Genomic DNA, 24,908 nt, shown 5'->3' with positions numbered 1-24,908 from the left:
GGTGCCGCCCGAGAGATCATCATCTCGGATGTGGGGCGGATGTCACTCGCCGTGCGGGTCTTCGACGTTGAGCGCCGCGACCACCTGGTCGTAGTCGCCGCGCGCTTCGCCGTAGCGCAGGAACTTCACGCGCTCGACCTGGATCTCCTTGGCGTCGGGCTGGGTCTCGATGAGGCCCATGACCTCGGCGACGTACTCGTCGAGCGGCATCGCGTGCTCGTTCTCCGCGTGACCGGGCAGGAGGTCGGTCCGCACCGCCGGCGGCTCCAGTTCCACGACCCGCACCGACGTGTCCGCGAGCTGCAGGCGCAGGGTCTCGCTGAGCATGTGGATCGCCGCCTTGGAGGCGTTGTAGCTCGGCGTGATCTTCAGCGGCGCGAAGGCGAGACCCGAGGAGACGGTCATGATCGTGGCGTTCGGGAGGGTCTGGAAGTGCTCGACGAACGCGGCGATCAGGCGGATCGGGCCGAGGACGTTGGTCGTGATCGTGTTCTCGGCGGAGGCCAGGAACGACTCGGGGCGGTGCCAGTCCTCGACGCGCATGACGCCGGCCATGGTGATCAGCACGTTCAGGTCGGGGAACCGGCCGAGGACGTCCTCGGCCGCGGCCTCGACGCTGCCGGCGTCGGCGGTGTCGATGCGCACGGTGTGGACACCGGGGTGCTCGGCGGCGATCCGGTCGAGCAGGTCGGTGCGCCGGCCACCGACGACGACGGTGTTGCCGCGCTCCCGCAGGGCGAGGGCGAGCGCCAGGCCGATGCCGCTGGTGGCGCCGGGGATGAAGACGGTGTTTCCGGTGATGTCCATGCACCGAGCTTCGGGCGTTGCGCGGACGTGCGGCAGAGAGCGCTTATCGGGGGATCGGCGATCCCTGGCACGCCACGCCGGGCCCCGGATACTGGAGTGCATGGATCGGGTGGAGCTCGCGGCCTTCCTGCGCCGCCGCCGGGAGGAACTGCGGCCGCAGGACGTCGGACTGCCCGTCGGCGCGCGCAGGCGGGCGCCGGGGTTGCGGCGCGAGGAGGTCGCCGCGCTGGCGGCCATGTCGACGGACTACTACACGCGCCTGGAGCAGCAACGCGGCCCGCAGCCGAGCGAGCACATGCTGACCTCTCTCGCCCGCGCGCTGCGGCTGACCGGCGACGAACGCGACTACCTGTTCCGCGTCGCCGGCCGCAACGCCCCGTCGCCCCAGGTCACCACCACGCACGTCGCGCCGGCGTTGCAGCGCGTGCTGGACCGGATCACCGACACCCCGGCGCTGATCCTGTCGAACCTCGGCGAGGTTCTGATGCAGAACAGGTTCGCCGAGGCGCTCTACGGCGACTCCTCGCACTTCACCGGCCTCGCCCGCAGCGGGATCTACCGCTGGTTCACCGACCCGCGCGAGCGCCTGGTCTACCCGGAGGACGACCGCGAGCGGCAGAGCCGCGCCCAGGTGGCGAACCTGCGCGCCGCGTACGCCTCGATGGGCGCGCGTTCACGGGCGGGCGAGCTGGTCCGCGTGCTGCGGAAGGAAAGCGCCGAGTTCGCGCGGCTGTGGGAACGGCACGAGGTCGCCAAGCGCTACGAGGACCACAAGGTGCTGATCCACCCGCAGCTCGGCGCGATCGAGGTCGACTGCCAGGCGTTGTTCACCGAGGACCAGTCGCAGGCCCTGCTCGTGCTGACCGCGCCGCCGCGCACCGAGGCGTTCGACAAGCTGCAGCTGCTCGGCGTTCTGGGCACCGAGGAGTTCGTCAGCCGAGCCTGAGGATCGTCTCCTCGATCCCGGCCTTGCGCGCGTTGGCGTACCCCACGTCCGTGCCGACCACCTCGAAGCCCGCCCGCACCAGCACCCGCCGCGACCCGGCGTTGTCACTCGCGACCCGCGCGTGCACCGGCCTCGTGGTGACCTCCCGCAGCAGCAGCTCCACCGCGCGCCCGGCGACGCCCTGCCCCCAGACGGCGCGGTCGACCCAGTAGGTGATCTCGGTGTCGCCCTCGACGACGAAGCTCGCGATGCTGCCGACGACCCGCCCGTCGCCGACGATCACCCGGTTCGTGGTCTCCGGGTTCGCGAGGTTGCGCCGCAGGTGCGCCTCGAACGCCTCCCGGTCGTCGGGGTCCTGCGCGGTGAACGCGGCCATCGCGACCGACTCGGGGTCGCGCATGAACTCGAACAACGCGTCGAAATCGGCGTCCTCGACGGGGCGCAGCGTCACTTCACGGATCACCTGAGGAGCCTAGTCGTTCGTGGCGGGCCGTCGGGGTCTTTTGCACCGGTGGACCGTCGCAGGGCGTCCGGGTGAACGCCGGAGTCCCCGCGTCGGCTGGCTGGCCCTCGCCGCGGCTGTACGTCCCGCTTCGGGCGACGCCGAGTGCGCGCATCGGGCAGCTCAGCCGGGCCGAGGTCACCGGCGCGCGGGAACATCCTCAGCCGGTCGTCCACCCGCATCGGCATCGTCGTGATCCGCGACGCCAGGGGAACCGTGTGGATGACGCACGACTTCGCCGGGAGTTGAGCCGCGAAACCCGTTTTCGAAAGATCATCCTCAAGTCGTACGTGGGAACGCGACCACAGTCGGACGCGTGACGACCGGTCCGGACAGCACTGTCTCTTCCGTGCAGACCGTCACCTACCGCTGGCCGGCCACCGTCACCACCGCCACCCGGGACGACACCCCGGAACTGGTGCGCTGGACGGGATTCGGTGGCGCGCTCCTGCTCACGGCCGGGGCGTGGGCGGTGAGCGCCGGGGCACCGCCGCTCGCGCTGGGCGCGGCGATCGCGGGTGCCGGGCTGGTCGTGCTGGCGTGGGTGCTGCTGCGGAACGCGCTGCCGGACCCGGTGTGGCTGCGCCGGACGCTGGCGTGGTGGTGCGGGCCGCTGCTGGTGGCCCCGCCGCTGTTCAGCCGAGACGTCTTCAGCTACCTCGCCCAGGGGGAGGTGGCCGCGCGCGGGCTCGACCCGAACGTGGTCAGCCCGGCGGCGGGGGCGAGTGCGGAGGCGGTCGCACGGGTCGGTTCCTACTGGCGGGAGACCCCGTCGCCGTACGGGCCGCTGTTCGGCACGGTCGAACGCGCCGTCGCCGAGGTCACGGGCGGCGACCCGGTGCTGGGCGTCGGGCTGTACCGGCTGGTGTCGGTGCTGGGCCTGCTGCTCGTGGTCTGGTCGGTGCCGAGGCTCGCGGAGATCGCCGGTGTCGACGAACGCGCGGCGCTGTGGCTGGGGGCGCTGAACCCGCTGGTGCTCTGGCACCTCATCGGTGGTGTCCACAACGACGCACTGATGCTCGGGCTCATGCTGTCCGGCACCGTCGTGGCCCTCACCGCGCTGCCGGACATGAGGTGGTGGCAGTGCACGGCCGGTGTCGTCCTCATCGGACTCGGCGCACAGGTCAAGCTGCCCGCGCTCGTCGCGCTCGCGGTCGTCGGCACCGCACTGGCCCGGCGGCTCGGCGGGGGCCCGGTGAGGTTCGTCCTCGCAGGACTGTCCATGGTGGTCGCCGCCGCCGCGGTCTCGGTGCTGACGTCACTGGCGGGCGGCTCCGGTTTCGGGTGGGTGCGGGCGCTCGGCACGCCGTCGAAGATCAACAGCTGGATGGCGCCGACCAACTGGCCCGGCTACCTGGCGGGTGCGGTGTTCGGACCGCAGAGCGGTCAGGCGATGATTTCCTCGGCACGGATCGCGGGGCTCGTGCTGATCCTGTGCGGCGTGGCCGTGGTGGTGCGCCGCCACCTGCGCGGCGGGATCTCCGAGGTGACGGCGCTGGGGATGATGATGAGCCTGATCGTGGTGCTGGGGCCGGTGATCCAGCCGTGGTACCTGCTGTGGGCGGTGCTGCCGCTGGCGGCGTGCCTGCCGGACGGACCGTGGCGTACGAGGGTCGCCGTGGTCGCCGGGGTGTTCGCGCTGCTGGTGCCGCCGCTCGCGGGCGACTTCTCGGGTCGCGTCGCCGAGTTGGTCGCGGCCTACGCGCTGGGGATCTCCGTGGTGGTGGGCGCGTACCTCGTCCTGCGCCGGGCGAGGGTGTCCGTTGCGCAGAGCTGACCTCGTCCGCTACGGCGCGGCCGCGCTGTCCGGCGGCGTGCTGGCGCTGAGCTTCCCGCCGCGCACGCTCTGGTGGCTGGCCGTGCCCGCGTTCTTCGCGCTGTGGCTCGTCCTGAGAGGCGGGCGGCACTCGGGCCGTCTCGGGTTCGTCTTCGGCTTCGCGTTCTTCCTGCCGCACCTGTGGTGGATCCAGCACTTCCTCGGCGCCGACTTCGGCCCGTGGCCGTGGCTCGTGCTCAGCGCGTTGATGGCGCTGTTCATCGGCGGCGTCTGCGCGCTGTTCCCGCTGGTGGCGCGGTTGCCCGCGGCGCCGGTGTGGGCGGCGCTGCTGTTCGTGCTGCAGGAGACCCTGCGCGGCCTGGTCCCGTTCAACGGCTTCCCGTGGGGCCGCGTCGCGTTCGGCCAGGTCGACGGGCCGTTCGGGCAGCTCGCCGCGGTCGGAGGGGCGCCGCTGGTGACGTTCGCGGTGGTGTTCACCGGCTTCGGCCTGGCCGCCTGGCTGCCCCGGTGGACCCGCGCGTGGGCGCTCGTGCCGATCGTCGCCGCGCTTGCCGTGGGCCCGCTGATCTCGGTCGACGCCCAGGCCGGGCAGCGCACCGTCGCCGTGGTGCAGGGCAACGCGCCCGACCTCGGCCTCGGCCTGCTCGGCGAGGGCGCCACCCTGCGCGAGAACCACCTGCGCAAGACCGCCGAACTGGCCGCGCTGGTCCGCGGCGGCGCGCTGCCGAAGCCGGACCTCGTGGTGTGGCCGGAGAGCGCGACCAGGACCCGCGACCGCGACCCGGTGCTCGACGGCGCCATCCGCGACCTCGGCGTGCCGACCCTCGTGAGCGCGTTGCGCGGTGCGGAGAACGCCGTCATCGCCTGGGACCCGGTGACGGGCGCGGGGCGGTCGTACGCGAAGCAGGAGCTCGTCCCGTTCGCCGAGCACATCCCGCTGCGCCCGCTGGCCCGGCTCGTGACGCCGTTCGCCGACCAGGCGGACCTCGAGGCGGGCACCGAACCGGGCGCGCTGGACATCGCGGGCACGCGCGTGGGCGTCGGCATCTGCTACGAGGTCGCCTACGACTACGTCCTGCGCGAGAGCACGGCCGCGGGTGCCCAGGTGCTGGTCGTTCCGACGAACAACGCGTGGTACGGCCGGGGCGAGATGACCTACCAGCAGCTCGGGATGGCCCGCCTGCGCGCCGTCGAGCACGGCAGGGCGGTCGTGGTGGCGGCGATCAGCGGCGTGAGCGCGGTGGTGCGGCCGGACGGCAGCGTGGTGCGGTCGACCGGGATGTTCACCGACGACCTGATGGTCGACAGCGTGCCGCTGCGCACGGATCTGACGTTCGCGACGAGGTTCGGCGGCGCCGTCCACGTCCTGCTCACGGGTGCGGCTGTCGCCGCGTGCGTGGCCGGGCTGTGGAGGCGCCGCCGCGCCTCAGTTGCTGCCGAGCAGGGCTGACCCCAGCGACGTCCGCCGGTGCAGCACCGACAACCCCTGCCGCTGGGTCGTCAGCAGCCCCGCCTCCCTCAGCACGGTCGTGTGCCGGCTGACCGAGGACGGGGACGCCCCCAGGCGTTCCGCGAGCTCGGTCGTCGTCGCACCGGCCCCCACGGCCGCCAGCACCGCCGACCGGGTGTTGCCGAGCAACGCCGCGAGCGCGCCCTGCTCGCGGCGCCCGCTCTGGAGCTGCCGCTGCCACGTCCAGTCGTGGTGCAGCGGGTACACCACGGTCGGAGGCAGCTCCGGATCGGCGAACGCCACGGGCGTGCGGCGGCAGAAGTACGACGGCACCAGCCGCAGCCCGCGCCCGTTGAGGTGCAGGTCGCGGTCGTGCGCGTACTGGACCTCCAGCACGGGCGCCCGCCAGTTCATCAACGGCCACATCCCCCGCAGCACCCCTTCGACGTCGCCCGCGACCCCGAGCCGGTGCACCCGGTCGGTCTCGACGGCCTCGTCGAGCAGGTCGCCGTACGGCTCGACGACCGCGCGGTGGTAGCGGGCCAGCGCCTCGGTGAGCTCCAGCAGCGACTCACCGTCCCCCGCCGCCAGCGGGCGCGTCCAGCCAGGTGTGGGGCGCACCTCCGCGAGCCGGCGGAACTCGTCCCGCAGCCGGTGGCGGGGTGTGGACCGGATCGCGGCCAGCGCGCTCCCCAGGCCCTGCGCACCCTCGGGCGGCGTGACGAAGTCCGGGAAGTACGGCGCCTTCGGGGTGAGCACGGACAGCACCCGCACGCCGGACGTGATCACCTGCCGGTCGCCGTGCCGGCGGACGTGGCGCAGCCACGGCTGCAGCATCAGGCCGCAGTCCGGTTCGGTCAGCCTCAGTCGGCTGAACACCATTTCCCAGAGCGGGTCCACCCTTTCCGCCACCTGCGTACGCTCCAGATCGCCGGCGGAAAAATGGATGCGCAACACAGCAACCTCCCCAGGCCAGGTCACCGCGAATCACATTACCGGGCGTGTCACTCCGCCGAATTCCGCAACGAAAACCGGGCGCGGGAGGAGTGCCCCGCGCCCGGTCGGCGTGCTGCCGGCGGACTCAGCCGCAGGAACCGCTGGTCCACTGGTGCGAACGCACCTGGTAGGTGCCGGCGAGGTCGCCCTTCTGGCCCTGCCTCGTGCACCCGATCCGGTTGTTGTAGCCGGTGTTGCGGTAGAACACGACGCCCTTGGCCGAGGACGTCCCCCGGTTGTAGACGGACTTGACCTCGCGGTCCGCGGCCCACGAGCACTTGACGGAGCCCGACGTCCAGTCCGGGTCCGCCACGTCCCACATGCACCGCTTGCCCTTGCCGCCGAAGCCGTCCTAGAAGCAGACGTTGCCGGTGTTGCAGTCCCAGGCGGCGAGCGCCTGGCCCGTCTCGCTGTCGAACGCCTCGCCCACGGCGGCGGCCTGCGCGACCGGGGCCTGGGCCTGCGCGCTCGGTGCCGCGAAGGCGACGGTGAAGAGCATGGCGAGCGGCATCAACGCCGGCAATACACGCCGAACGAACCTCAAAGGATTCCTCCCCGATTCACGGATGAATTCGACCGGCGCCACTCTAAACAGGGAGGGGAACTGGGGAAAAGCTATTGCTGCGTGGTGCAAAAGCGCTTTTCACGCCCCTCGGGTGTACCTGTGCTTCACGCCGGTGGGGAAGTGCTCGGGGTCGCCGGCCGGCCTCAGCACGACTTCGGGCAACTGCCGTTCGGCGGGCACGTAGTGCGCGAACTCGCTGTTGAGCCGCAGCAGCTGGGCGCGGATCGACTCGGCGACCTCCGCCGCGTCCGCGGTCGCGCCCGGCGCGGCCTCGACCGTGATCCGCAGTCGCCGGTCGCGATCTTCGTCCTCGACGGATTCGACCACGAACTTGCCCGTGACGACCTCGCTGATCCCCGGCTGTTCCAAACCGACCGCCACGTTCTCGGGGTGGATGTTCGCGCCGAAGAAAGACACCGTGAACAGAGATCGCCCGAACAGGAACACGAACGGCAGCTCCGGTCCGGGCGGGGGAGTGAAACCGTTGCGGGCGCACAGCTCCAGCAACGCGCCGTGCTCCCAAAGGCCGCCCTCGTCGGCGATCCGGTAGCGGATCAGCGGGATCCCGCCGTCCGCGGTGAACACCAGCACGCCGTCGTGCACCTCGAAGAACCGGCTCGCCGGATCGTACTGCACGAGGGTCGGCAGCCGCGGGTCACCGAAGACCTCGCGCGCCAGATCGGGCCGGTCCGCGAAGAACCGCCGGATGCCCGCCGACAGCGGCGTCTCGGTGCCCAGCACGCCGGAATCTGCTGTGCCGTAGAGGGAAGCGACGTCGCGGACGGGATCGGCGATGCCCGCGCGCCGGGACACCAGGTCGCGCCACTGCTCGCTGAACACCTCACCCGCCAGCACGAGCTTGATGCGGTACGCGGGCCAGTCGACACCCTCCGCGAGCCCCGTGTCGACGACGTCCTTCACGAACGGCGGGTAGCCCAGCAACACGACCTGCTCGAAGTGCGGCGCCAGTTCCGGCAGCACGCGCAGGATCTCCGCCTTGTTGTTGCCCGGCGCCACGACCGTGATCGGGCAGCCCTTCGCCGCGAGGTGCCGCACGCACGCCTGCGTGAACAGCCCGCCGACCCACGTGCCGAGGGGGAAGCACACCACGGCGAGCGTCGTCCGCTCGTCCGCGCCGAACCCGTCGACGAGCACCTGCTCGAAGCGCCGGGCGACGTGCAGCTCGTCCTCGAGCGCCCGCGGCCAGACCGTCGGCCGCCCGCTCGACCCGGACGACACCGCGATCATGTCGCAGCCGGCGAGCGATCCGTCGCGGCACAGCTCCGGCAGCGGGTACCGCTCGTGGTAGTTCGCCTTGTCGAGCAGCGGCAGCCGCTGGAAGTCCTCGAACGTCGTGATCGACGAAGGCTCGATCCCGTTCTCCGCCAGCAGGTCGCGGTAGGCGGGCACCGTGGAGGCCGTGTGCCCGAACAGGTCGAGCACCCAGCTCGGGGACTTCGGCTCGGCGGTCGCGAAGAAGTCGTCGAAGGCCTGGCGCACGCGGGTCTGCCGGCTGCTGTCCATCACCGGAGCGTAGCGAGCACATCTACATCTACCGACTCTATTACTTCAGTGTTGACTGAAAATAGCCCCTCGGCCGGTCGACGATCACTAGCCTCGACGGAGTGCGCATCCTCTTCTCGTGCCGTCCGGCCTACGGCCACCTCTTCCCCCTGGTCCCGCTCGCGAGGGCGGCGAGGGCAGCGGGCCACGAGGTCGTGTTCGCGACCGGGCAGGACTTCCTCGGCACCGTGCGGACCCTCGGTTTCGAGGCGCATCGGGCGGGCATCTCGGTCGGGGAGGCCGAAGCGGAGGCACGCAGGCGGCACGGTGACGCCGACGTCCTCAGGCTGATGATCACGATGTTCGCGGACGTGCTGCCCCGTGCGACAGCCGGCGACCTCGCCGCGCTCCTGCCGCGGGTCAGGCCCGACCTCGTCGTCTACGAGCAGAGCGACGTCGGTGCCGCGAAGGCCGCGCGGGACGCGGGAATCCCGTTCGTGTCGCACGTGATCGGCCGGTCGATGCCGCCGCCGGTGCAGCAGCTGGCCGCGCCGGAGATGGCGTGGCTGTGGGAGGGTGCCGCGCCCGCCGACCTGATGCTCGGCGACGTGGTGGTCGACCTGTGGCCGGACGTCGTGCGCGACCCGGTCGTCGCGGCGCTCCCGACGGTGCTGCGGCAGCGGCCGGCGGCGTTCGACCCGGACGTCCCGATGCCCGAGGTCGGATCGGCGAAGCCGCTGGTGTACCTGACGCTCGGCACGGTGTCGTTCGGCCGCACGGAGGTCCTGCGGGCGGCGGTGGACGGGCTCGCGCGCCTGCCGGTCACGGTCCTGGTCGCGCTCGGTCCCGGCGATCCGGCGCTGCTGGGGGAGGTGCCGGGCTCCGTCCACGTCGCCGGGTTCGTGCCGCAGGCGCAGGTGCTGCGGCGAGCCGACCTCGTGGTGCACCACGGCGGAACCGGCACCGTCCTCGGCGCGCTCGCGGCCGGCCTGCCGCAGCTCGTGCTGCCCCAGGGCGCCGACCAGTTCGTCAACGCCGACGTGCTCGCGCAGACCGGTGCCGGTGCGAAGCTCGTCGGTCCGGAGGCCACCGCGGACGCCGTCACCGCCGCGGCGCGCCACCTGCTGGACGACCCGGCCGCGCGGAACGTGGCCACGACGGCGGCGGCCGAGATCGACCGGATGCCCGAGCCGGCCGCCGTCGTCGAGGAGCTCACCGCACTGGTGCGGGGGACGGCCTGACGTCGGTGGCTGCCTCCAGGTGGTCGGGCAGCGACGCGCGGTAGATCGGCATCGCCGCGGCGGTGGTGACGATCGCGACGGCCACGAGGATCGCGAACATCTCGGGCGTCACCAGGTCGTAGGCCAGGCCGATGTTGATGAAGATCAGGATCATCAGCCCGCGGGCGTTCATCAGGCCGCCGACCGCCGACGCGTAGCGCCACGGGTAGCCCTGCGCGCGGACCACCAGCCCGCAGCCCACGTACTTGCCGACGAACGCGGCCAGCATGATCACCGCGAGGGGGAACCACAACGCGCCGCCCGCGCCGAACCCGTCGACCCGCGTGTTGAGGCCGCTGAACGCGAAGAACACCGGCAGCAGCAGGATCGAGTTGAGGTCCGAGAGCTTGGTCTCGAGCTCGTGGCGCACGACCTCGGACTTCGGCATCGCGAGGCCGGTGATGAACCCGCCGAACACCGAGAACACGCCGATGTAGTCGGTGAACCAGCCGGCCACGAGGACGATCAGCAGCACCACGGCCACCATGTCGCGGCTGAGCTTGCCGTCGCGTTCGGCGCGCTCACCGAGCTTGGCGAGCCACCTGCGGCCCAGCGTCAGCATGACCACCGCGAAGATCGCCGCTCCGAGGATGGTGCGCAGGGCTCCGGACGGGCTGCCGGAGGCGCCGACCGCGATGATCAGCGCGAGGAACGCCCACGCCACGGCGTCGTCGATCGCCGCCGCGACGAGGGTGAGGCCGCCGATCGGGGTGTTGGCGATGCCGCGTTCCTGCAGGATCCGCGCGAGCATCGGGAACGCGGTGATCGACAGGGCGCCGCCGACGAACAGCACGAACACCCACAGGCTCGACCCCTCGGGGCTCAGCGAGTCGTGGAAGAGGACCGCCGCGCCGGCGCCGAGCAGGAACGTGGGCACGATGCCGGACACGGCGAGCACCGAGGCCTTGCGGGCGTTGGCACCCGTGGTGAGGCCGTGGTCCAAAGAGGACCCGACGAGGAACATGTAGAACGTCAGGCCGATCGTGCTGAGCACGTACAGGGTGTTCTTGACGTCGGAGGGGAACAGCTGGGCCTGCACGCCGGGTGCGACGGCACCGAGCAGCGCGGGGCCGAGCAGGACGCCCGCGACCATCTCGCCCACGACCCTGGGCTGCTTGACCAGCATGGCGAGGCGTCCGCACAGGGTGGTCGCGACGAGCACGACCGCCAGCGCGGCGAAGACCTGCAACGCGAAGTGGATCTGGTTCACCGGGCATCTCCTGGGATCAGTGCCGGACCGGGCAACCCTGCGTGTCGTGCGTGTCGAAGTAGCGGCCCGCGGGCCGGAGGTGGTGGGCGTGCAGCACCATCGCGGTGCCGAGCACGAGCTGGACGACGCTGCGCCAGACGTCCTCCCAGCGGTCGCGCACGCGCAGGAAGGCCAGACGCCTCCGAGGTGCCGGGCCGTCGCGGACGAGCAGGCACGGCCCGCGGCTGGGCAACGACCTGGTGTGCGACACGGAGGAATGCAGCGTCACGCGCCGCAACACCTCCCGGGCGGACGCGCGCATCGCCAGGGGGGCGAGCCGCCAGGCCGGGCACGGGCGGTTGGCGGCGACGCCGAACGGGATGTGGTGCTCGTGCCGGGCCGCGGTGCTCTCCCAGCGGGCGGGGTCGAACACGTCCGGGTTCTCGTAGCCGGTCGCGTGGTAGGCGGGGTAGCTGAAGCACAGCACCGATCCGGCCGGGAACGAGGTTCCGTCGTCCAGCTCGACGTCCGCGGTCGTGATGCGGTGCGCGATGCCGAACAACGGGTAGAGGCGGAACGTTTCGTCGAGCACGTGGGCGAAGTAGCGGTCGTCGTCGATCCGCCGCGCCACCTCGGGGTGCTGGGCGAGCGCGAGCAGCAGGTGCGCCATCGCCTCGGACATCTGCACGACAGCGGTGTTGAAGTACGTGCCCTGCAGGTAGTGCACCTGCTCGGTCTCGGACAACGTCCGCGGCAACGGGTGGCGGACGTCCGCGAGCCGCACGCGCAGGTAGCGGGTCAGCCGTGCCCGGCGGGCGGGGTGGCGCAGGCCGGTGCACTTCAGCGCGCTGACGACGTCGTCGGCGTGGGTGACGATCAGGTCGCGCGCGTACCGCGGGCACGGTTCGCCGAACACCATCTCGTAGAAGTACTCGGCCCACACCGGCATCATCAGGTCGCGCAGCCGGGCCTCGGTGACGCGGCCGGTGAGCACCTCGTCGAGCACCTTCGCCGTGCACCTCGTGGCGGCGGCGGACAGCTCCTCGGTGGACCCGGCCAGGAAGGTGCGGGTCGCGCGGGCCACGTCGTCGTAGCGCGGCCCGGCCTCCAGGTGCTCCTGGTGCACCTCGGGGCCGGGGGAGAGCCAGTACCAGAACAGGTCCGACAGCCCGGCGCCCTTGCTGCGGCCGTTGGCGGCGGGGTGGCTGTAGAGCTCCTGGAAGCGGTCCGGGCCCACGACGTCGTTCGGGAACGTGATCGCGTTGTCGCCGTTGACCTTCTCGAACACCTTGACGCGCAACGCGACCACGCGGGCGGGCAGCCAGCTCAGCACCGGGCCACCACCATGTCCCTGCTCAACTCGCCCCCGCACAGCGTCAGGACGTGCAGGAACTCGTCGTGCAGCACGTCGAGCACCCGCCGCACGCCCTGCTCGCCGTCCGCGGCCAGCCCCCACAGCACCGGCCTGCCGATGCCGACGGCGGACGCGCCCAGTGCCAGTGCCACCGCGATGTCGCCTCCACCGCGGACACCGCCGTCGAGCACGACCGGCACCCGCCCCGCCACCGCGTCGGCCACGGCCGGCAACGCGTCGAGGGCCGCCGGGACGAGGTCGAGCTGACGACCGCCGTGGTTGGACACGACGATGCCCGCCACACCGTGCTCGACGGCCAGCACGGCGTCCGCCGGGTGCAGGACGCCCTTGACCCACAACGGAAGGGCGGTCATCTCCCGCAGCCGGTCGAGGTGCCCCCACGACACGGCCGGCGACATCTCGATGGTCCGCAGCCCGGGGCCGGTCAGGTCCCGCATGTTCTCCGCCGCCAGCCCGGCCGGCAGGTCGTGGAAGCCGTGCGCGAGGTCGCGCCGGTGCCGCCCGAAGACGGGGGAGTCGGCGGTCACCACGAGCGCCGAGCAGCCCGCTCGCTCCGCCCGGCGCACCAACGCCTCCGTCACGGCCGGGTCCGGCTGGACGTAGAGCTGGAACCACACCGGTCCGCCGGCGGCCGCCACGACCTCGGCGATCGGCACGGTCGAGGCCATGCTCGACACCAGCGTCGTCGTTCCCGCCGCCCGTGCCGTCGCCAGCTCGCCGTCGGGGTGGGCGAGCTTGTGGAACGCGGTCGGCGAGATCAGCACCGGGAAGTCCTGCGGGGTCTCGTTCCCCCGCAACACCCTCGGCAGCAGGGCGCGGCGCCGGAACGCCGCCTCGTTCTCCGCGAGCACGACCTCGTCCCCGACCCCGCCCGCGAAGAAGTCGTAGTGGACGGGGTCGAGCACCGCGCGCGCCTTGTCGTGCAGTTCCGCGAGCACGGGGTTCACCGGAGGTACTCCCGCAACGGTGCCTTGTGGACGGTCTCGCTGTCCCACTCGTTCTCGAGGTTCTCGGTGACGTGGTGCTCGTCGACGAGCTCGCCGGAGCGGAACCGCCGCACGACCGGGTGCAGGTAGCGGCCGTCGAGCCCGCTGGTGTCGTCCTGCGAGTTGCGGCCGGCGGTGATGTCGAACGGGTTGACCTTGTCGTGGTCGGCGCCGTACTCCAGGGTGACCGCCAGGTACGACTCGACGTCGCCGAACTCACCGCGCGCCACCGCGTCGTGCAGGTGCGCGACGGGCACCTCCTCCAGGTAGCGCACCGTGTCGTCGCGTCCGGTCAGCACCACGTCGGCGAGGAACCCGAACAGCTGCCACAGCGCGGAGGTCCGGTTGACCCGCGCGATGATCGCCTCGGCGACGGCCTCGGCATCCGCCGGAAGCGACCGGCTGGGCCAGTCCACGCCGTGGTAGCGCTGCTCGGTGATGCGGTGCAGTGCGCGCACGCCGTAGCGGAAGCCGTGGATGAACCCGCTGGTCGACTTCTTGAAGTCGCGCATCTGCGTGATCGTGCCCGCGAAGAACAAGTCCGGGACGTTGACCGACTCCCAGGCCGCCGTCTGGTCGGGGAACCGCGACTTGATCGTGAGCCGCGGGCGGCACTCCGGCGCGAAGATCGAGGCGTCGAACCGGAACCCGGTCGCGAGGACCACCCGGTCGTAGCGGATCTCCTTGACCACCTCGTTCACGCGCTGGAAGCTGACCTTCACGAGGTAGCCGTCGCCGTCGCGGCGGATGGCCGTGATGTGCCCGTCCAGCAACGCGTTCTGCGACTTGAGCTGGTAGGTGTCGAGGAAGTTGTTGTTCACGGCCCGCAGGTGGCCGACGAAGTGCGTCTGCCACGCGAGCTTCAGCGACCCGGGCCCGGCGACGTGGATGACCGACGTGGTCTCCATGAGCGCGTCGGCGGTCTCGAACGCCGAGTTGCCGCGGCCGATGATCAGCACCCGCTTGTTCGTGAAGTCCTGGGGGTCCACGGACACGTCGTAGTAGTGCTCGGCGTGCTCGACTCCGTCGATGTCCGGGACGTACGGCTGGGAGACACCGGTCGCCACGATGACGCGCTTCGCCCGGTAGGTGCCACCGTGCTGGTCACGCACCACGAAGTCGTCCGGGCGGGTCACCGACACGACCCTGGTGTCGTAGCGCACCGGGAGGTCGTTCTTGACGGCGAAGTCGCCGAGGTAGCGGACCATGTCGTCGGCGTGCGGGAAGTAGCGCGGCGTGTAGGCGGTGAACAGCAGCTCGGGGTCGTCGGACAGCAGCGAGTTCCAGTCCACCCGCAGGTTGAGCTCAGGGTCGTCCCAGCCCGTGTGGACCTTGTTGATGGAGATCAGCTGGCGGTGCCGGGGGAAGCGGGTGAAGAACGTCCCCGCGGCCTGGCCCGCCTCCAGCACCAGGTGCTCCCGCCCGGACTGCTCGAGCAGGTAGGACGCCTGCAGGCCCGCCGGACCGGCGCCGATGACGAGACACTCGGTCGTTACCTCGCTGGACACTGGGTTCTCCTTCACGCGGTGGTGGCCGACTCGGCCAGCTGACGTTTGTCGGGTTTGCCGCTGGGGGCGACGGGCGGTTCGCTGATCGCGGTGAGACGGCTGGGGGCGCAGGCCGCGCCGAGCCGGGCGGTGACGAGCTCGCGCAGCTCCCCGAGCCGGGGAACCCGATCGGCCTTCGGCACCACGAAGGCGTGCACGGCCTCGCCGGTCTCGTCGTCGGGCACCGCGACGACGTAGGCCTCGGCGACGTCCGGGTGCTCGGCGAGCACCTGTTCGATCGGGCCGATGTAGTGCAGGTTCGCGTTGACGATCACGACGTCGCGGGCCCGTCCGGTCAGTCGCAGGTAGCCGTCGTCGTCGATGCGGCCGAGGTCGCGCGTGCGGACCCAGCCGTCCACGAACACCTCGGCCGACTCCCCGGCGTCGGCCCAGTACCCGCTCGCCTGGCCGGGGGTGCGGACGTACAGCTCGCCGTCGCGGACCTCGACGTCGACGGGCGGCTTTCCCACCGTGCCGGGAGGATCGTCCGGCGTGGCCATCGAGATCATGCCGGTCTCGGTCTGGCCGTAGCCGTGGAAGAGCACCGGTCCCAGCACGTCCAGCGCCTCGCGGTGGCGGTCCGGCGTCAGGGGAGAGCCGGAGACCAGCAGGGCCTTCAGCGTGGAGAGGTCGGCGGGCTCGCGCTTCTGGGCGGCGACGAGCCTCCCGAGGCCCGGCACGGTGATCACGCGTGCGGTGGCCCTGAGCTCGGTGATCGCGTCGGCGGGGCGGTCGGCGACGACGATCGTGCCGCCCGCGGTGAGGGTGAGGACCGCGTACTCGAACATGACCTGGCTCGACAGCGACCCGAACACCAGGTAGCGGTCGAGCCTCGTCGCCAGGTCCCGGATCGCGGGGGGCCAGGCTTCGGGCCGCGCGGTCCAGGCGCCGGTCATGGCGGCGTAGGTCTGCGCGCAGGCTTTGGGGGCGCCCGTGCTGCCGCTGGTGTGGATGAGGCGGGCGACGTCGCCGAGCTTCCCGCGGCAACGCAGCGGTTCGGGGGAGTGGGCGAGCAGGTCGGTGACGGTGAGCCGCACGGGTGCCCCCGCCGCGACCGTCCGCGCTGCTCCACCGTCGTCGGTCACCACCGCCGCGATGTCGAGCCCGAGCAGGTGCCGCACCTGGTCGTCCGTCAGGCCCGGCCGCACCCCCACCACCCGAGCGCCCACGACGTGTCCGGCGAGGATCGTCGCGAACGCCCCGGCGTCGACGCCGAGCAGCAGCGCGAGCCCGTCACCGGGCCCGATCCCGTTGCCGCGCAACCCGGACGCGATCCGCGCGACGAGGTCGAGCATCTCCGCGCCGGTCACCACGCGGGTGCCGTGCTCGAACACCGGCCGGTCCGCGGCGGCGCCGAGCACGTCGAGCACCGCGCGCGGGAACGGCTCGGCGTCACGCGCCCGCAAGGCATTCCTCCACGAACGCGACCAGCGGCTGCCGGTCGCGGACCACCGGGTGCGGACAGCCCGTGTTGACGGCGTCGTTCTCGACGACGCGGGGGACCGAGATGTCGAAGGGGTCCCCGCTGCCGCGCTCGAGGACGGCGTGGTCGCGACCGTCCCGCGCCGGCAGCGCGGGGAGCTGCAAACCGGCCGGTCCGGCGCCGATGATCAGGTACTCGTGGGCCATGGACGGGGAAGCTACCCACGCGATCTCAGAACTTTCTGAGATCGGCTGCCTACCGTCCGTGCGGTGACCGCGACCGCAGCAGACACGTCCGTGGACCTGGGCTCGCCCCTGACCGTTCCGCACCTCCTCCGCGCGTCGGCGCCGGTGCCCGTGCTCGTCGGCTCCGACGTCCTGGACCGCGTCGAGCGCGGCCGCGCCTACCTGCGCACGGTGCTCGCCGACGACGAACGCCCGGTGTACGGGGCCAAGACCGGCTTCGGCGCGCTGGTGGGTTTCGCGGGGCGTGCGACCGAGGCCGACCAGTGCGACAACACCCTGGCGCACCTCGGCGCGGGCCAGGGCCCCGACCTCCCGCCGGACATCGCCAGGGCCGCCCTGCTGGTGCGCACCTGGTCGCTGGCGCAGGGCTTGTCGGGGGTCTCGCCGCACGTCGTCTCGGGGCTGGCGGCGATGTTCGCGACGACGTTCACCCCGGCGATCCCGCGCTACGGCTCGGTGGGCGCCAGCGGGGACCTGATCCCGCTCGCCTACGCCGCCCAGGCCCTGCGGGGCCGCGGGCACGCCTACCTGGACGGCGCCCGCCTGCCCGCCGCGGAGGCGTTGGCCTCGGCGGGCCTCGAAGCCCTGCGGCTGGACGGCCGCGACGCCCTCGCGCTGGTGAACGGCACGTCGGTGACGACGGCCGCGGCGGCGCTCGCCCTGTCGTCGGTGCGCGCCTCGCACCGGGCGCTGGCGTCGCTGACGTGCCTGCTGGCCGACCTCCTGGGAGCCGATCCCGGCTTCGCGGACCCGCGCCTGATCTCGGCGTTCGGCCACCCCGGCGCGACGGAGGTGGCGTCCTGGATGCGCGTGGTGCTCGACGGCACCACCCCGAGCGGCCTGCGGGCGTTGCAGGAGCCGTACAGCCTGCGCTGCTCACCCCAGCTGCTCGGCGCGGCCGAGGACGCCCTGCGCTACGTCGACGGCGTGGTGGCGGCCGATCTCGGCGGTGTCAGCGACAACCCGCTGTTCTTCCCCGGCGACGACCTCGTCGCGCACGGCGGCAACTTCTTCGGCCAGCCCGCCGCCTTCGCCGCCGACGTCCTGACCATGGTCACCGCGACGCTGGGCAACCTCGCCGAACGCCAGCTCGACCTGCTCGTCGACCCGGCCCGCAACACCGGCCTGCCGCCCATGCTCGCCGCCGGACCCGGTCAGCAGCACGGACTGCAGGGCGTGCAGCTCGCCACGACCGCGTTCGTCGCGGAGATCCGCCGCGGTGTGCTGCCCGCCAGCACGCAGAGCCTGCCGACGAACCTGCACAACCAGGACGTCGTGCCGTTCGGCACCCAGGCCGCCCTGCGCGCCTACGACCTCGCGGAGCTGCTGCGGCTGCTGTGCGGGTCGCTCGCCCTGGGGCTGCGGCAGGCGGTGCACGTGGGGGCGCGCCGGCCGACCGCGCCCCGGTGCGCCGCGTTGCTGGACGCGCTGGTGGCGGCCATCGAACCGGTGGACCCGGACCGGCCGCTGGACGCCGACGTGCGCGTCGCCGCGGCGGTGGTGGTCGACGGGGAGTGGTGAGGAGGGCCGGCCGCGCTGGTCACGGGCACGCGCCGGTCATGTGTCCCCCGCCGACCGGCAGGCCCGCTTCGGCCAGGGGCAGCCGCAGCGTGAACCGGGCTCCCGCACCGGGCCGCCCCACCGCCTCCACGGTCCCGCCGTGCCCGGTCACGATCTCCCGCACCAGCGCGAGGCCCAGCCCGAACCGCCCCTCACCGGGTCCCCGGTGGGACCGCTCGAACAGGCGCTCCGCCTCGGCGGGGTGGAACCCGTCGCCGTTGTCCGCCACCACCAGCTCCACCTGCCCGGCGACGGCCCGCACGCTCACCGAGATCCGGCCGCCGTCCGGGGTGTGGCGCAGGGCGTTGGCCAGCAGCTCGTCCACGGCGCGGCGCAGCCCGGTCTCGATCCCGCCGACCAGCACGGGCCGCCCGGGGTGGTCGAGCGACACGGTGATCCGTCGTTCGGCGGCACGTCCGGTCTCGCCGACCACCGCGGCCTCCGCGACGTCGGCGAGGTCGACGGGGACGCGGTCGCGCCGCTCGCGCAGCTGCGCGGACGCCAGCAGGTCGTCCACCACGTCGGCGAGCCCGCGGATCGACCTGGCCAGCGCGTCGAGGTCGGTGCGCTGGTCGGCGGGCAGCCCGGCGGCGAGCACCTGGGCGCGCAGGTGCGCGCGGGCGATCGGGGTGCGCAGCTCGTGGCTCGCGTCGGTGACGAACCGGCGTTGCCGGGCCAGCGCCTCCGCCCACGGCGCCACGGTGCGGCGGCTGATGGTCAGGCCGACCAGTGCGGCCAGCAGCAGGCCCGCCCCCAGTGCGATCGCCAGTGCCAGCAGCAGGTGTGCGCGGTCGAGGAGCTGGTAGCGCAGGTCGAACACGGCCTGCACCGTCGTGCCGTGAGGGCCCGGTGCCGTGAGCACCATGTACTCCGTACCGTTCGCCGTGACGTCGCGTTCGACGGAGCTCCGTGACGCGTGCACCGCGTCGATGTCGTCGCGCAACGGGAACCCGCGCGGCACCTCCAGATCACCCTCGTGCAAGGTCCCGTCCTCCAGCACGAACACCCACGCGCAGCGCGGCGCGATGCCCGGCACCCCGTACCGGGCGTTGTAGCGCAGCTCGCGCGACACCTGCGTCTCCTGGGCGTGCACCATCACGACGTACGCGATCCCGCCGACGAAGGCGATCATCAGCGCGATCGCCAGCGCCACCAGCACGCTCACCCGCAGCCGCGCCCTGCCGACCTCCGCGCGCTCCGCCTCGGCCCACGACCTCACAGAGCCCCCAACCGGTAGCCGATCCCCTGCACGGTCCGCACGACCGAACGCCCGACCTTGGTCCGCAGGTAGTGCACGTACGTGTCCACAATGGACATCGAGGGCGCGTCCTGGAACACGGTCCGCCGCAACGCCGCGCGCGTGTGCACGGTCTCGGGGTGCGTGGCGAGCACTCGCAGCAGCGCGAACTCCCTGGCGGTCAACGGGATCCTCTCACCGTCGGGCAGCACGACCTGGTGCTGTTCCAGCTCCAGGCGGCCGGCGCCGATCCGCAGCACGGCCGCCAGTTCCGCGGCCCGCCGGCACAGCGCCCGCAGCCGCGCGGTCAGCTCGCCCAGGTCGAACGGCTTGGCGAGGTAGTCGTCGGCGCCGGCGTCGAGTCCCTCGATCCGGTCGTGCACCGATCCCATCGCGGTGAGCACGAGCGCCTGCGTCCGCACGGACCGGGAACGCAACCGGGACAACAGGTCCAGCCCGTCGATCACCGGCAGCCCGCGGTCGATCACGACGACGTCGTAGGGGCGGGTGAGCGCGAGGTGCAGGCCGCGCTGCCCGTCGCGCGCGACGTCCACGACGTACCCCTCGCCGCGCAGCACGGTGGAGAGCAGCTCCACCAGCTCCCGGTCGTCGTCGACCAGCAGGAGCCGGAAGTCGTGACTGGACCGGGATTCCGCAGTGGAGCGCACGGCACTCACGATGGCACGCGTCCGGCGCGGCCAACCAGGTCACCGGGGCCGGGTGACAGCTCGCGGACAGGCACCGGACCGGTTCCCCGTCGTGATCACAACGCCCGGTGCTGCGGCGTTCCCCGGCCGCAGCCGCCTTGTGGATCAACCGGGTGCGCCGTTCGGCACACCGCGCGCAGCGGTAGGTGAAATATAAACAGGTGAACCGCGAGCCTCGCGTGACCTGCGATCACGCGAGAACTGTGAACGGCTACCAGGCCGGAGCCACGGCCGAGGCGGTGCGCAGCTCGCCCACCCAGCCCGCGGTCGCGACGGCCCGCAGCCCGTCGTCGCCCTCGGCGAGCTTGCCGTGCGGGCCCAGCACGTCGCTGCCGCCGTCGTGCCACCGCACCGGCAACCGGCCGTGGCGCTCCAGCAGGCCGGCGAACTTCGTGGTGAGTCTGGCACCCCCGATGTGCACCCACCGGCTGGGGAACAGCTCCAGCAGTTCGATCGTCGCCGGGCTGAGCTCCGGCACGACGGTGACGCCGTGATCGCGGCCGTACTCGACGAGATCACGCAGGTGGTCGGGATCGCCGGCGGGGAACACGTGCAGCACGTTGAGCTTGTAGGCGGCCATCCTGTCGATCGCCCTGCGCATCTCGGCGGGCGGGAGCAGCGCGCTCGACACCCCGCGCCACGCGAAGGCGGGGGAGTCGCGCACGTCGGCCGCCCGCACCGTGCCGTCGCGGGTCATCAGCTGCCGGAACGACTGCACGCCGTGCCGCAGCCCCGCCTGCGTGCCGGCGCGCAGCATCACCGCTTCGTTGCTGACCAGCAGCGCGTACCCCTCGGGCCCGAGCCCGCGCATCGCCGGGTCGTGCGACACCATCAGCATGCCGTCGGGCGACTCCGCCAGCAGGTAGCCGGTCTGTCTGAAGATGTGCTCGCGCAGCATCGCGGCGGCGGTGCGCGCCTGTCCGGTCACCCGGACGGTGACGTCTTCGGTCAGTACGAACGAGCCCGTGCGACGGGGCGCGCTCGTGGGCATGGGAACAATCACCGGTTTCCTCTCCAGCAACCCAACGCTGGCAGTATCAGGGGAGTTCCGGCGTCCCGAGGGTGAACCCGGCCGTGGCGGCTGTTGTGCTGATCACACTGGTCTAGTCCAAAAGCTCCCGGACCCGCGGCACGACCTGCGTCCCGTACAGCTCGATCGTCCGCAGGAGCGAGTCGTGCGACAGCCCGCCGATCCCGTACTTGAGGTCGAACCGGTCGGCGTCGAGCTTCTTCATGGTGCGGGCCATCTTCTGCGCGACCGTCTCCGGCGAGCCGACGAACAGCGCGCCGTGCGGCCCCACCTCGTGCGCGTAGGACTCCGGCGTCGGCGTGGCGAACCCGCGCGTCTTGCCCAGCCGTCCGATCACGTCGAGGTAGTGCGGCCAGAACTCCTCGCGCGCCTGCTCGTCGGTCGGTGCCACGTGGCCGGGGGAGTGGATCCCGATCGGCTGCGGCCCGTGGCCGAACTTCTCCAGCGCGTGCTTGTAGAGCTCCGAGAACGGGGCGAAGCGGCCGGGGTGGCCGCCGATGATCGCGAGCATCAGCGAGAAGCCGTACGAGGCCGCGCGCACGACCGACTGCGGGCTGCCGCCGACACCGATCCACGTCGGGAACGGCTCGGTGTGGGGCACGACGTCCTGCTCGTGCAGCGCGGGGCGGGTCTTGCCCTGCCAGGTGACCGGCCCGCCCCGCAGCAGCTCGGCGAACAGGTGCGTCTTCTCCTCGAACAGGTCCTCGTAGTCGGCGAGGTCGTAGCCGAACAGCGGGAACGAGTCCACACTGGACCCGCGCCCGAGGATGATCTCCGCGCGGCCGTCCGACAGCGCGTTGAGCGTCGAGAAGCGCTGGAACACGCGGACCGGGTCGTCGGAGCTCAGCACGGTGACGGCCGAGCCGAGGTGGATCGACGACGTGCGGGCGGCGATCGCGGCCAGCACCACGTCGGCCGCCGACAGCGGCATGTCCGCGGTGTGGTGCTCGCCGATGCCGAAGAAGTCGAGGCCCACCTGGTCGGCGAGCACGCCCTGGTCGACGAGGTTGCGGATGGTCTGCGCGTGCGACAGCGGGGTGCCGGAGGCGTCGTGGGTGACGTCGCCGAACGTGTCGAGTCCGAACGTGGTCATGACTGCTCCTTGGTGTGCGTCTCGAACTCCTGCCTGCGGGCCGCGCCGCCGAACAGCGGGCTGCCCGGTTCCAGCAGCCGTCCCGCGGCCAGCGGTCCCACCGGCACCGGGTCGAACCCGATGTCCCGCAGGAACGACGCGACGACCTCGACGGCGCCGGGTGAGTCGCCGGCGACGCCGACGGCACGGCCCGCGGCGGGGTCCATGTCCTGGTAGGCGACGTGGTTGAGGGACTTGACGACGTCCGCGCCCGCCAGCCGCGCCGCCACCTGCTCGCTCGTGCCGAGGGGCTCGGCGGAGGGCGGCCAGTGGTTCATCGCGTCGACGACGACCTTGCCCGCGAACGCGCCCGGCTCCAGCGAGGAGAACCGGTGCCACGGGAGGGCGAGCACCACCAGGTCCGCGTCGGCGACCGCGCCGGCCGCCGTGAGCGCCTTCGCGCCCGGCGCGAGGAAACCGACGATCATCTCGATCCGCGAGGGATCACCGGAGCCCGCGATGGCGACCTCGTGACCCGCGCCGAGGGCGAGGCGCGCGAGGACAGGACCGACGTGGCCCGCACCGAGAACAGCGATCTTCACAGCACACCCGACCTGGTTGGTTGACGTGTCATCCACTCTAACCGGACCGGACCCCGTTTATTCCGGTGGGTTGCCTGTGGCGGAGACCGGCTGGGTCGTTGCGGTGCCCTCTCCTCCCTGGGGGGCTTTGTCGCCGGGTGGTCTGCGCGGCACCGCTTCGCCCGAGCGGGTGGCCGGCGATCGCGCGAAGATCACCCCGGCGGTTCTTCCGCCGTGTTCCGGACGGCGGGTGACGCAGGGAGGAGATGGCGTCCGGCCGGGTCCGAACAATGGCGCGGCGGGACCTTCCCCGGGGAATGCGGCGGTGAAACCCTGAATTTCCGCGGGTCGCCCCACCGGGCGAACCACGGCTGCTGACCAGCGCGATCTTCTCCGGTCGAGGTGCGCTCCGACGAGGGGAAATGACATTGCCGAATCGCGAAAGGATAGGCTCGCCTAATTCCTCCCGAATTGCGGGCCCCGCGCCGCGGTGGCATCGTCGCGATTACCGAACCTTTCCCACCACGGCAGGAGCGGACATGACCACTCTCGAGAACCCGGCGATGCCCGCAGTCCACGATTGCACCGTGAGCGACTGCTCCTACAACCACGACGGCTGCCACGCCTTCGCGATCACCGTGCGCGGTGACAACGGTGCGGCCGACTGCGGGACGTTCATCCCGCTGGGCACCAAGGGCGGCCTGGACAAGGTCATCGCCCAGGTCGGCGCCTGTTCGCGCACCGACTGCAGGCACAACGCCTCGCTGGAGTGCACGGCGCAGAGCGTGCGGGTCGGCCAGGGCGAAGGCGCCCACCACGCGAACTGCCTGACGTACGAGCCGCGCTAGGAGCGGCCGCAACGGCGCAGGGCGGTGCACGCGGAGCCTCGACGCTCCCCGTGCACCGCCCTGCGCCGTTGCGGTCCTAGCCTTCGTCGTCCTTGCGGTCGACGGCCCGGCCGAGTTCCCGCAGGCCGACGTTGACCGCGATGATCGCCACGGTCCCGGCCGCCGCGACGGCGTGCAGGCCCGCACCCGCCAGCGACCCCACCGCCGCCGCGCACCAGAGCGTGGCCGCGGTGTTGAGCCCGCGCACCGACAGCCCGTCGCGCAGGATCACGCCCGCACCGAGAAACCCGATGCCGGACACCACCTGGGCGGCGACCCGCGTGGGGTCGCCCTGGCCGTCGAAGCCCTGCGCGGACAGCAGGACGAACAACGCGGCCCCCACCGCGACGAGGGCGTTGGTCCGCAGACCCGCCATCCGCGAGCGGTACTGCCGCTCGAAACCGATCAACGCGCCGAGGCCCATGCTCTCGGCGATGCGCAATGTCATGTCGAAGACGTGCATCGTGTGACTCCCCTCGGTTTCAGGGGGTGTGCGTCACACGCCAGAACTGGAGCGTGCGAGGTGAGGGGACCTGCGCGGGCTACTGGCGCCTGGCATGTGTCGCTCACCTCGCTTCCCGTGCCTGGTGTCGGAACCGGGGGTCAACGGTAGCGAACCGCGCGGGACCCGCCCCGGGAGTGGGACGCGCGTCTCACTCCCAGTGGAAGTTCTCGCGCTCGAACACCAACCGGTGCCCGGTCTCGCCCCGGAGCGCCCGCAGGGTGTCGTCGAGCATCGCCGTCACGCCGGGCCACACCGGCTTGTCGTCGGCGCCGCTGTACTTGCCCCACTCCGTGACGCACCCGTGCAGCGGGCCCGGGCGCAGGTCGACGAACAGCTCGTGCCCGGAACCGTCCGCCGCGACGGGCAGCCACGCCGGCAACCAGATGTCCACGCACGGCGTTCCCGCGGGCTCGCGCAGCGCCACCGCCTCGTAGTCCTTCTCCTCGCCGATCGTGGCGAACGCGATGCCGCTGATCGCCTGCATCATCAGCGTGCGGAAGTGCAGGGCGCGGTCGAGACCGTGCGGCTGCCAGATGTCGGGCACGAGCGGCCAGTGGTGATACGTCTCGCCGATGCCGCCGAACCGCCGCCACCAGCCGGTGACGTCGTCCGGCAGCGCGTAGCCGATCGCCTCCTCGGCGTCGGCGAGGTCGGTGGCCGTGGAGGGCGGGAGCAGCGCCGCGTCCAGGGCGGGGGCCTTCTCGCTGATCCAGTGCTCGATCTCGGTCCAGCTCATCC

General features: G+C 72.2%; 23 protein-coding genes and 2 pseudogenes. 6 read left to right on the top strand and 19 right to left on the bottom strand.

Going from position 1 to position 24,908, the window contains the following annotated elements; translation table 11 throughout:
• Nucleotides 1-42: 42 nt before the first annotated feature.
• Nucleotides 43-807 carry an SDR family oxidoreductase gene (locus L6E10_RS33005; protein WP_236224069.1) on the bottom strand — a complete coding sequence of 255 codons (765 nt, stop codon included), beginning with the start codon at nucleotides 805-807 and terminating at the stop codon, nucleotides 43-45.
• A 100-nt stretch (nucleotides 808-907) separates the two neighbouring features.
• Between L6E10_RS33005 and L6E10_RS33000 the strand changes: the two genes are divergently transcribed.
• A complete protein-coding gene (locus L6E10_RS33000; RefSeq protein WP_236224068.1) occupies nucleotides 908-1,753 on the top strand; it encodes a helix-turn-helix transcriptional regulator in 846 nt (281 codons plus the stop codon).
• Here L6E10_RS33000 and L6E10_RS32995 read toward each other — a convergent pair.
• Nucleotides 1,740-2,216, bottom strand: a complete 477-nt coding sequence (locus tag L6E10_RS32995; protein WP_236224067.1) for a GNAT family N-acetyltransferase — start codon at nucleotides 2,214-2,216, stop codon at nucleotides 1,740-1,742. The genes L6E10_RS33000 and L6E10_RS32995 overlap by 14 nt on opposite strands.
• A gap of 388 nt (nucleotides 2,217-2,604) precedes the next feature.
• Here L6E10_RS32995 and mptB point away from each other — a divergent pair, with 388 nt between their 5' ends.
• A complete protein-coding gene (mptB, locus tag L6E10_RS32990) occupies nucleotides 2,605-4,032 on the top strand; it encodes a polyprenol phosphomannose-dependent alpha 1,6 mannosyltransferase MptB (RefSeq protein ID WP_236224066.1) in 1,428 nt (475 codons plus the stop codon).
• Entirely contained in the window at nucleotides 4,019-5,482 is a 1,464-nt protein-coding gene (lnt, locus tag L6E10_RS32985; RefSeq protein ID WP_236224065.1) for an apolipoprotein N-acyltransferase, read from the top strand. Before mptB ends, lnt begins: the two co-directional genes overlap by 14 nt.
• Here the strand turns inward: lnt and L6E10_RS40995 are convergent.
• The 4 genes and pseudogenes from L6E10_RS40995 to L6E10_RS32965 form a co-directional block, all read right to left on the bottom strand.
• Nucleotides 5,459-6,394, bottom strand: a complete 936-nt coding sequence (locus L6E10_RS40995; RefSeq protein WP_236224064.1) for a helix-turn-helix transcriptional regulator — start codon at nucleotides 6,392-6,394, stop codon at nucleotides 5,459-5,461. The genes lnt and L6E10_RS40995 overlap by 24 nt on opposite strands.
• A gap of 169 nt (nucleotides 6,395-6,563) precedes the next feature.
• Nucleotides 6,564-6,809: pseudogene (locus L6E10_RS32975) on the bottom strand (hypothetical protein); the annotation flags it as partial.
• Between the two features lie 21 nt (nucleotides 6,810-6,830).
• Nucleotides 6,831-7,022 (bottom strand): hypothetical protein, encoded by a 192-nt coding sequence (locus tag L6E10_RS32970; RefSeq protein ID WP_236224062.1) that lies wholly within the window; start codon nucleotides 7,020-7,022, stop codon nucleotides 6,831-6,833.
• 99 nt (nucleotides 7,023-7,121) lie between these two features.
• On the bottom strand, nucleotides 7,122-8,567 hold the full coding sequence (locus L6E10_RS32965) for a phenylacetate--CoA ligase family protein (protein ID WP_236224061.1): 1,446 nt from the start codon (nucleotides 8,565-8,567) through the stop codon (nucleotides 7,122-7,124).
• 101 nt (nucleotides 8,568-8,668) lie between these two features.
• Between L6E10_RS32965 and L6E10_RS32960 the strand changes: the two genes are divergently transcribed.
• Nucleotides 8,669-9,787 (top strand): glycosyltransferase, encoded by a 1,119-nt coding sequence (locus L6E10_RS32960; RefSeq protein ID WP_236224060.1) that lies wholly within the window; start codon nucleotides 8,669-8,671, stop codon nucleotides 9,785-9,787.
• Here the strand turns inward: L6E10_RS32960 and L6E10_RS32955 are convergent.
• From L6E10_RS32955 to L6E10_RS32930, 6 genes are read right to left on the bottom strand one after another with little or no spacing between them, the layout of a single operon-like run.
• The gene (locus L6E10_RS32955; protein ID WP_236224059.1) at nucleotides 9,759-11,036 is read right to left on the bottom strand and encodes a cation:proton antiporter; all 1,278 of its coding nucleotides are present in this window, start codon (nucleotides 11,034-11,036) and stop codon (nucleotides 9,759-9,761) included. The two genes, L6E10_RS32960 and L6E10_RS32955, sit on opposite strands and share 29 nt — an antisense overlap.
• Nucleotides 11,037-11,052: 16 nt before the next feature.
• Entirely contained in the window at nucleotides 11,053-12,348 is a 1,296-nt protein-coding gene (locus L6E10_RS32950; RefSeq protein ID WP_236224058.1) for a cytochrome P450, read from the bottom strand.
• Nucleotides 12,342-13,337, bottom strand: a complete 996-nt coding sequence (locus tag L6E10_RS32945) for an alpha-hydroxy acid oxidase (RefSeq protein ID WP_236224057.1) — start codon at nucleotides 13,335-13,337, stop codon at nucleotides 12,342-12,344. The genes L6E10_RS32950 and L6E10_RS32945 overlap by 7 nt, the downstream gene beginning before the upstream one ends.
• A complete protein-coding gene (locus tag L6E10_RS32940; protein ID WP_236224056.1) occupies nucleotides 13,334-14,884 on the bottom strand; it encodes an NAD(P)-binding domain-containing protein in 1,551 nt (516 codons plus the stop codon). Before L6E10_RS32940 ends, L6E10_RS32945 begins: the two co-directional genes overlap by 4 nt.
• An 11-nt stretch (nucleotides 14,885-14,895) precedes the next feature.
• A complete protein-coding gene (locus tag L6E10_RS32935; protein WP_236224055.1) occupies nucleotides 14,896-16,329 on the bottom strand; it encodes a class I adenylate-forming enzyme family protein in 1,434 nt (477 codons plus the stop codon).
• On the bottom strand, nucleotides 16,316-16,552 hold the full coding sequence (locus L6E10_RS32930; RefSeq protein WP_236224054.1) for a hypothetical protein: 237 nt from the start codon (nucleotides 16,550-16,552) through the stop codon (nucleotides 16,316-16,318). Before L6E10_RS32930 ends, L6E10_RS32935 begins: the two co-directional genes overlap by 14 nt.
• Before the next feature lie 63 nt (nucleotides 16,553-16,615).
• Between L6E10_RS32930 and L6E10_RS32925 the strand changes: the two genes are divergently transcribed.
• Complete coding sequence (locus tag L6E10_RS32925; RefSeq protein ID WP_236224053.1) at nucleotides 16,616-18,112, top strand: aromatic amino acid ammonia-lyase; 1,497 nt, start codon at nucleotides 16,616-16,618, stop codon at nucleotides 18,110-18,112.
• A gap of 19 nt (nucleotides 18,113-18,131) precedes the next feature.
• Here L6E10_RS32925 and L6E10_RS32920 read toward each other — a convergent pair whose 3' ends face one another.
• The 5 genes from L6E10_RS32920 to L6E10_RS32900 all read right to left on the bottom strand — a co-directional run bounded on the left by L6E10_RS32920 (nucleotide 18,132) and on the right by L6E10_RS32900 (nucleotide 22,799).
• A complete protein-coding gene (locus L6E10_RS32920; RefSeq protein ID WP_236224052.1) occupies nucleotides 18,132-19,370 on the bottom strand; it encodes a HAMP domain-containing sensor histidine kinase in 1,239 nt (412 codons plus the stop codon).
• Nucleotides 19,367-20,056: a response regulator transcription factor gene (locus L6E10_RS32915; RefSeq protein WP_236224051.1), complete on the bottom strand. Its 690-nt coding sequence runs from the start codon at nucleotides 20,054-20,056 to the stop codon at nucleotides 19,367-19,369. Before L6E10_RS32915 ends, L6E10_RS32920 begins: the two co-directional genes overlap by 4 nt.
• Nucleotides 20,057-20,306: 250 nt before the next feature.
• Entirely contained in the window at nucleotides 20,307-21,098 is a 792-nt protein-coding gene (locus tag L6E10_RS32910; RefSeq protein WP_308102929.1) for a glycoside hydrolase family 20 zincin-like fold domain-containing protein, read from the bottom strand.
• Between the two features lie 100 nt (nucleotides 21,099-21,198).
• A complete protein-coding gene (locus L6E10_RS32905; RefSeq protein ID WP_236224049.1) occupies nucleotides 21,199-22,218 on the bottom strand; it encodes an LLM class flavin-dependent oxidoreductase in 1,020 nt (339 codons plus the stop codon).
• A complete protein-coding gene (locus tag L6E10_RS32900) occupies nucleotides 22,215-22,799 on the bottom strand; it encodes an NADPH-dependent F420 reductase (RefSeq protein WP_236224048.1) in 585 nt (194 codons plus the stop codon). The genes L6E10_RS32905 and L6E10_RS32900 overlap by 4 nt, the downstream gene beginning before the upstream one ends.
• Nucleotides 22,800-23,317: 518 nt before the next feature.
• Here L6E10_RS32900 and L6E10_RS32895 point away from each other — a divergent pair.
• Nucleotides 23,318-23,626: a DUF1540 domain-containing protein gene (locus tag L6E10_RS32895; RefSeq protein ID WP_236224047.1), complete on the top strand. Its 309-nt coding sequence runs from the start codon at nucleotides 23,318-23,320 to the stop codon at nucleotides 23,624-23,626.
• Between the two features lie 79 nt (nucleotides 23,627-23,705).
• Here L6E10_RS32895 and L6E10_RS32890 read toward each other — a convergent pair.
• Nucleotides 23,706-24,128 (bottom strand): annotated as a pseudogene (locus L6E10_RS32890) (MgtC/SapB family protein); the annotation flags it as partial.
• Between the two features lie 190 nt (nucleotides 24,129-24,318).
• Nucleotides 24,319-24,906: an SMI1/KNR4 family protein gene (locus L6E10_RS32885; protein WP_236224045.1), complete on the bottom strand. Its 588-nt coding sequence runs from the start codon at nucleotides 24,904-24,906 to the stop codon at nucleotides 24,319-24,321.
• Nucleotides 24,907-24,908 lie beyond the last annotated feature (2 nt).

It is taken from the genome of Lentzea sp. CC55, from assembly GCF_021056325.1.
Classification (GTDB): Bacteria; Actinomycetota; Actinomycetes; order Mycobacteriales; family Pseudonocardiaceae; genus Lentzea; species Lentzea jiangxiensis.
The sequence above is the reverse complement of the archived record's forward strand: the minus strand, read 5'-3'. Positions and strand labels throughout refer to the sequence as shown.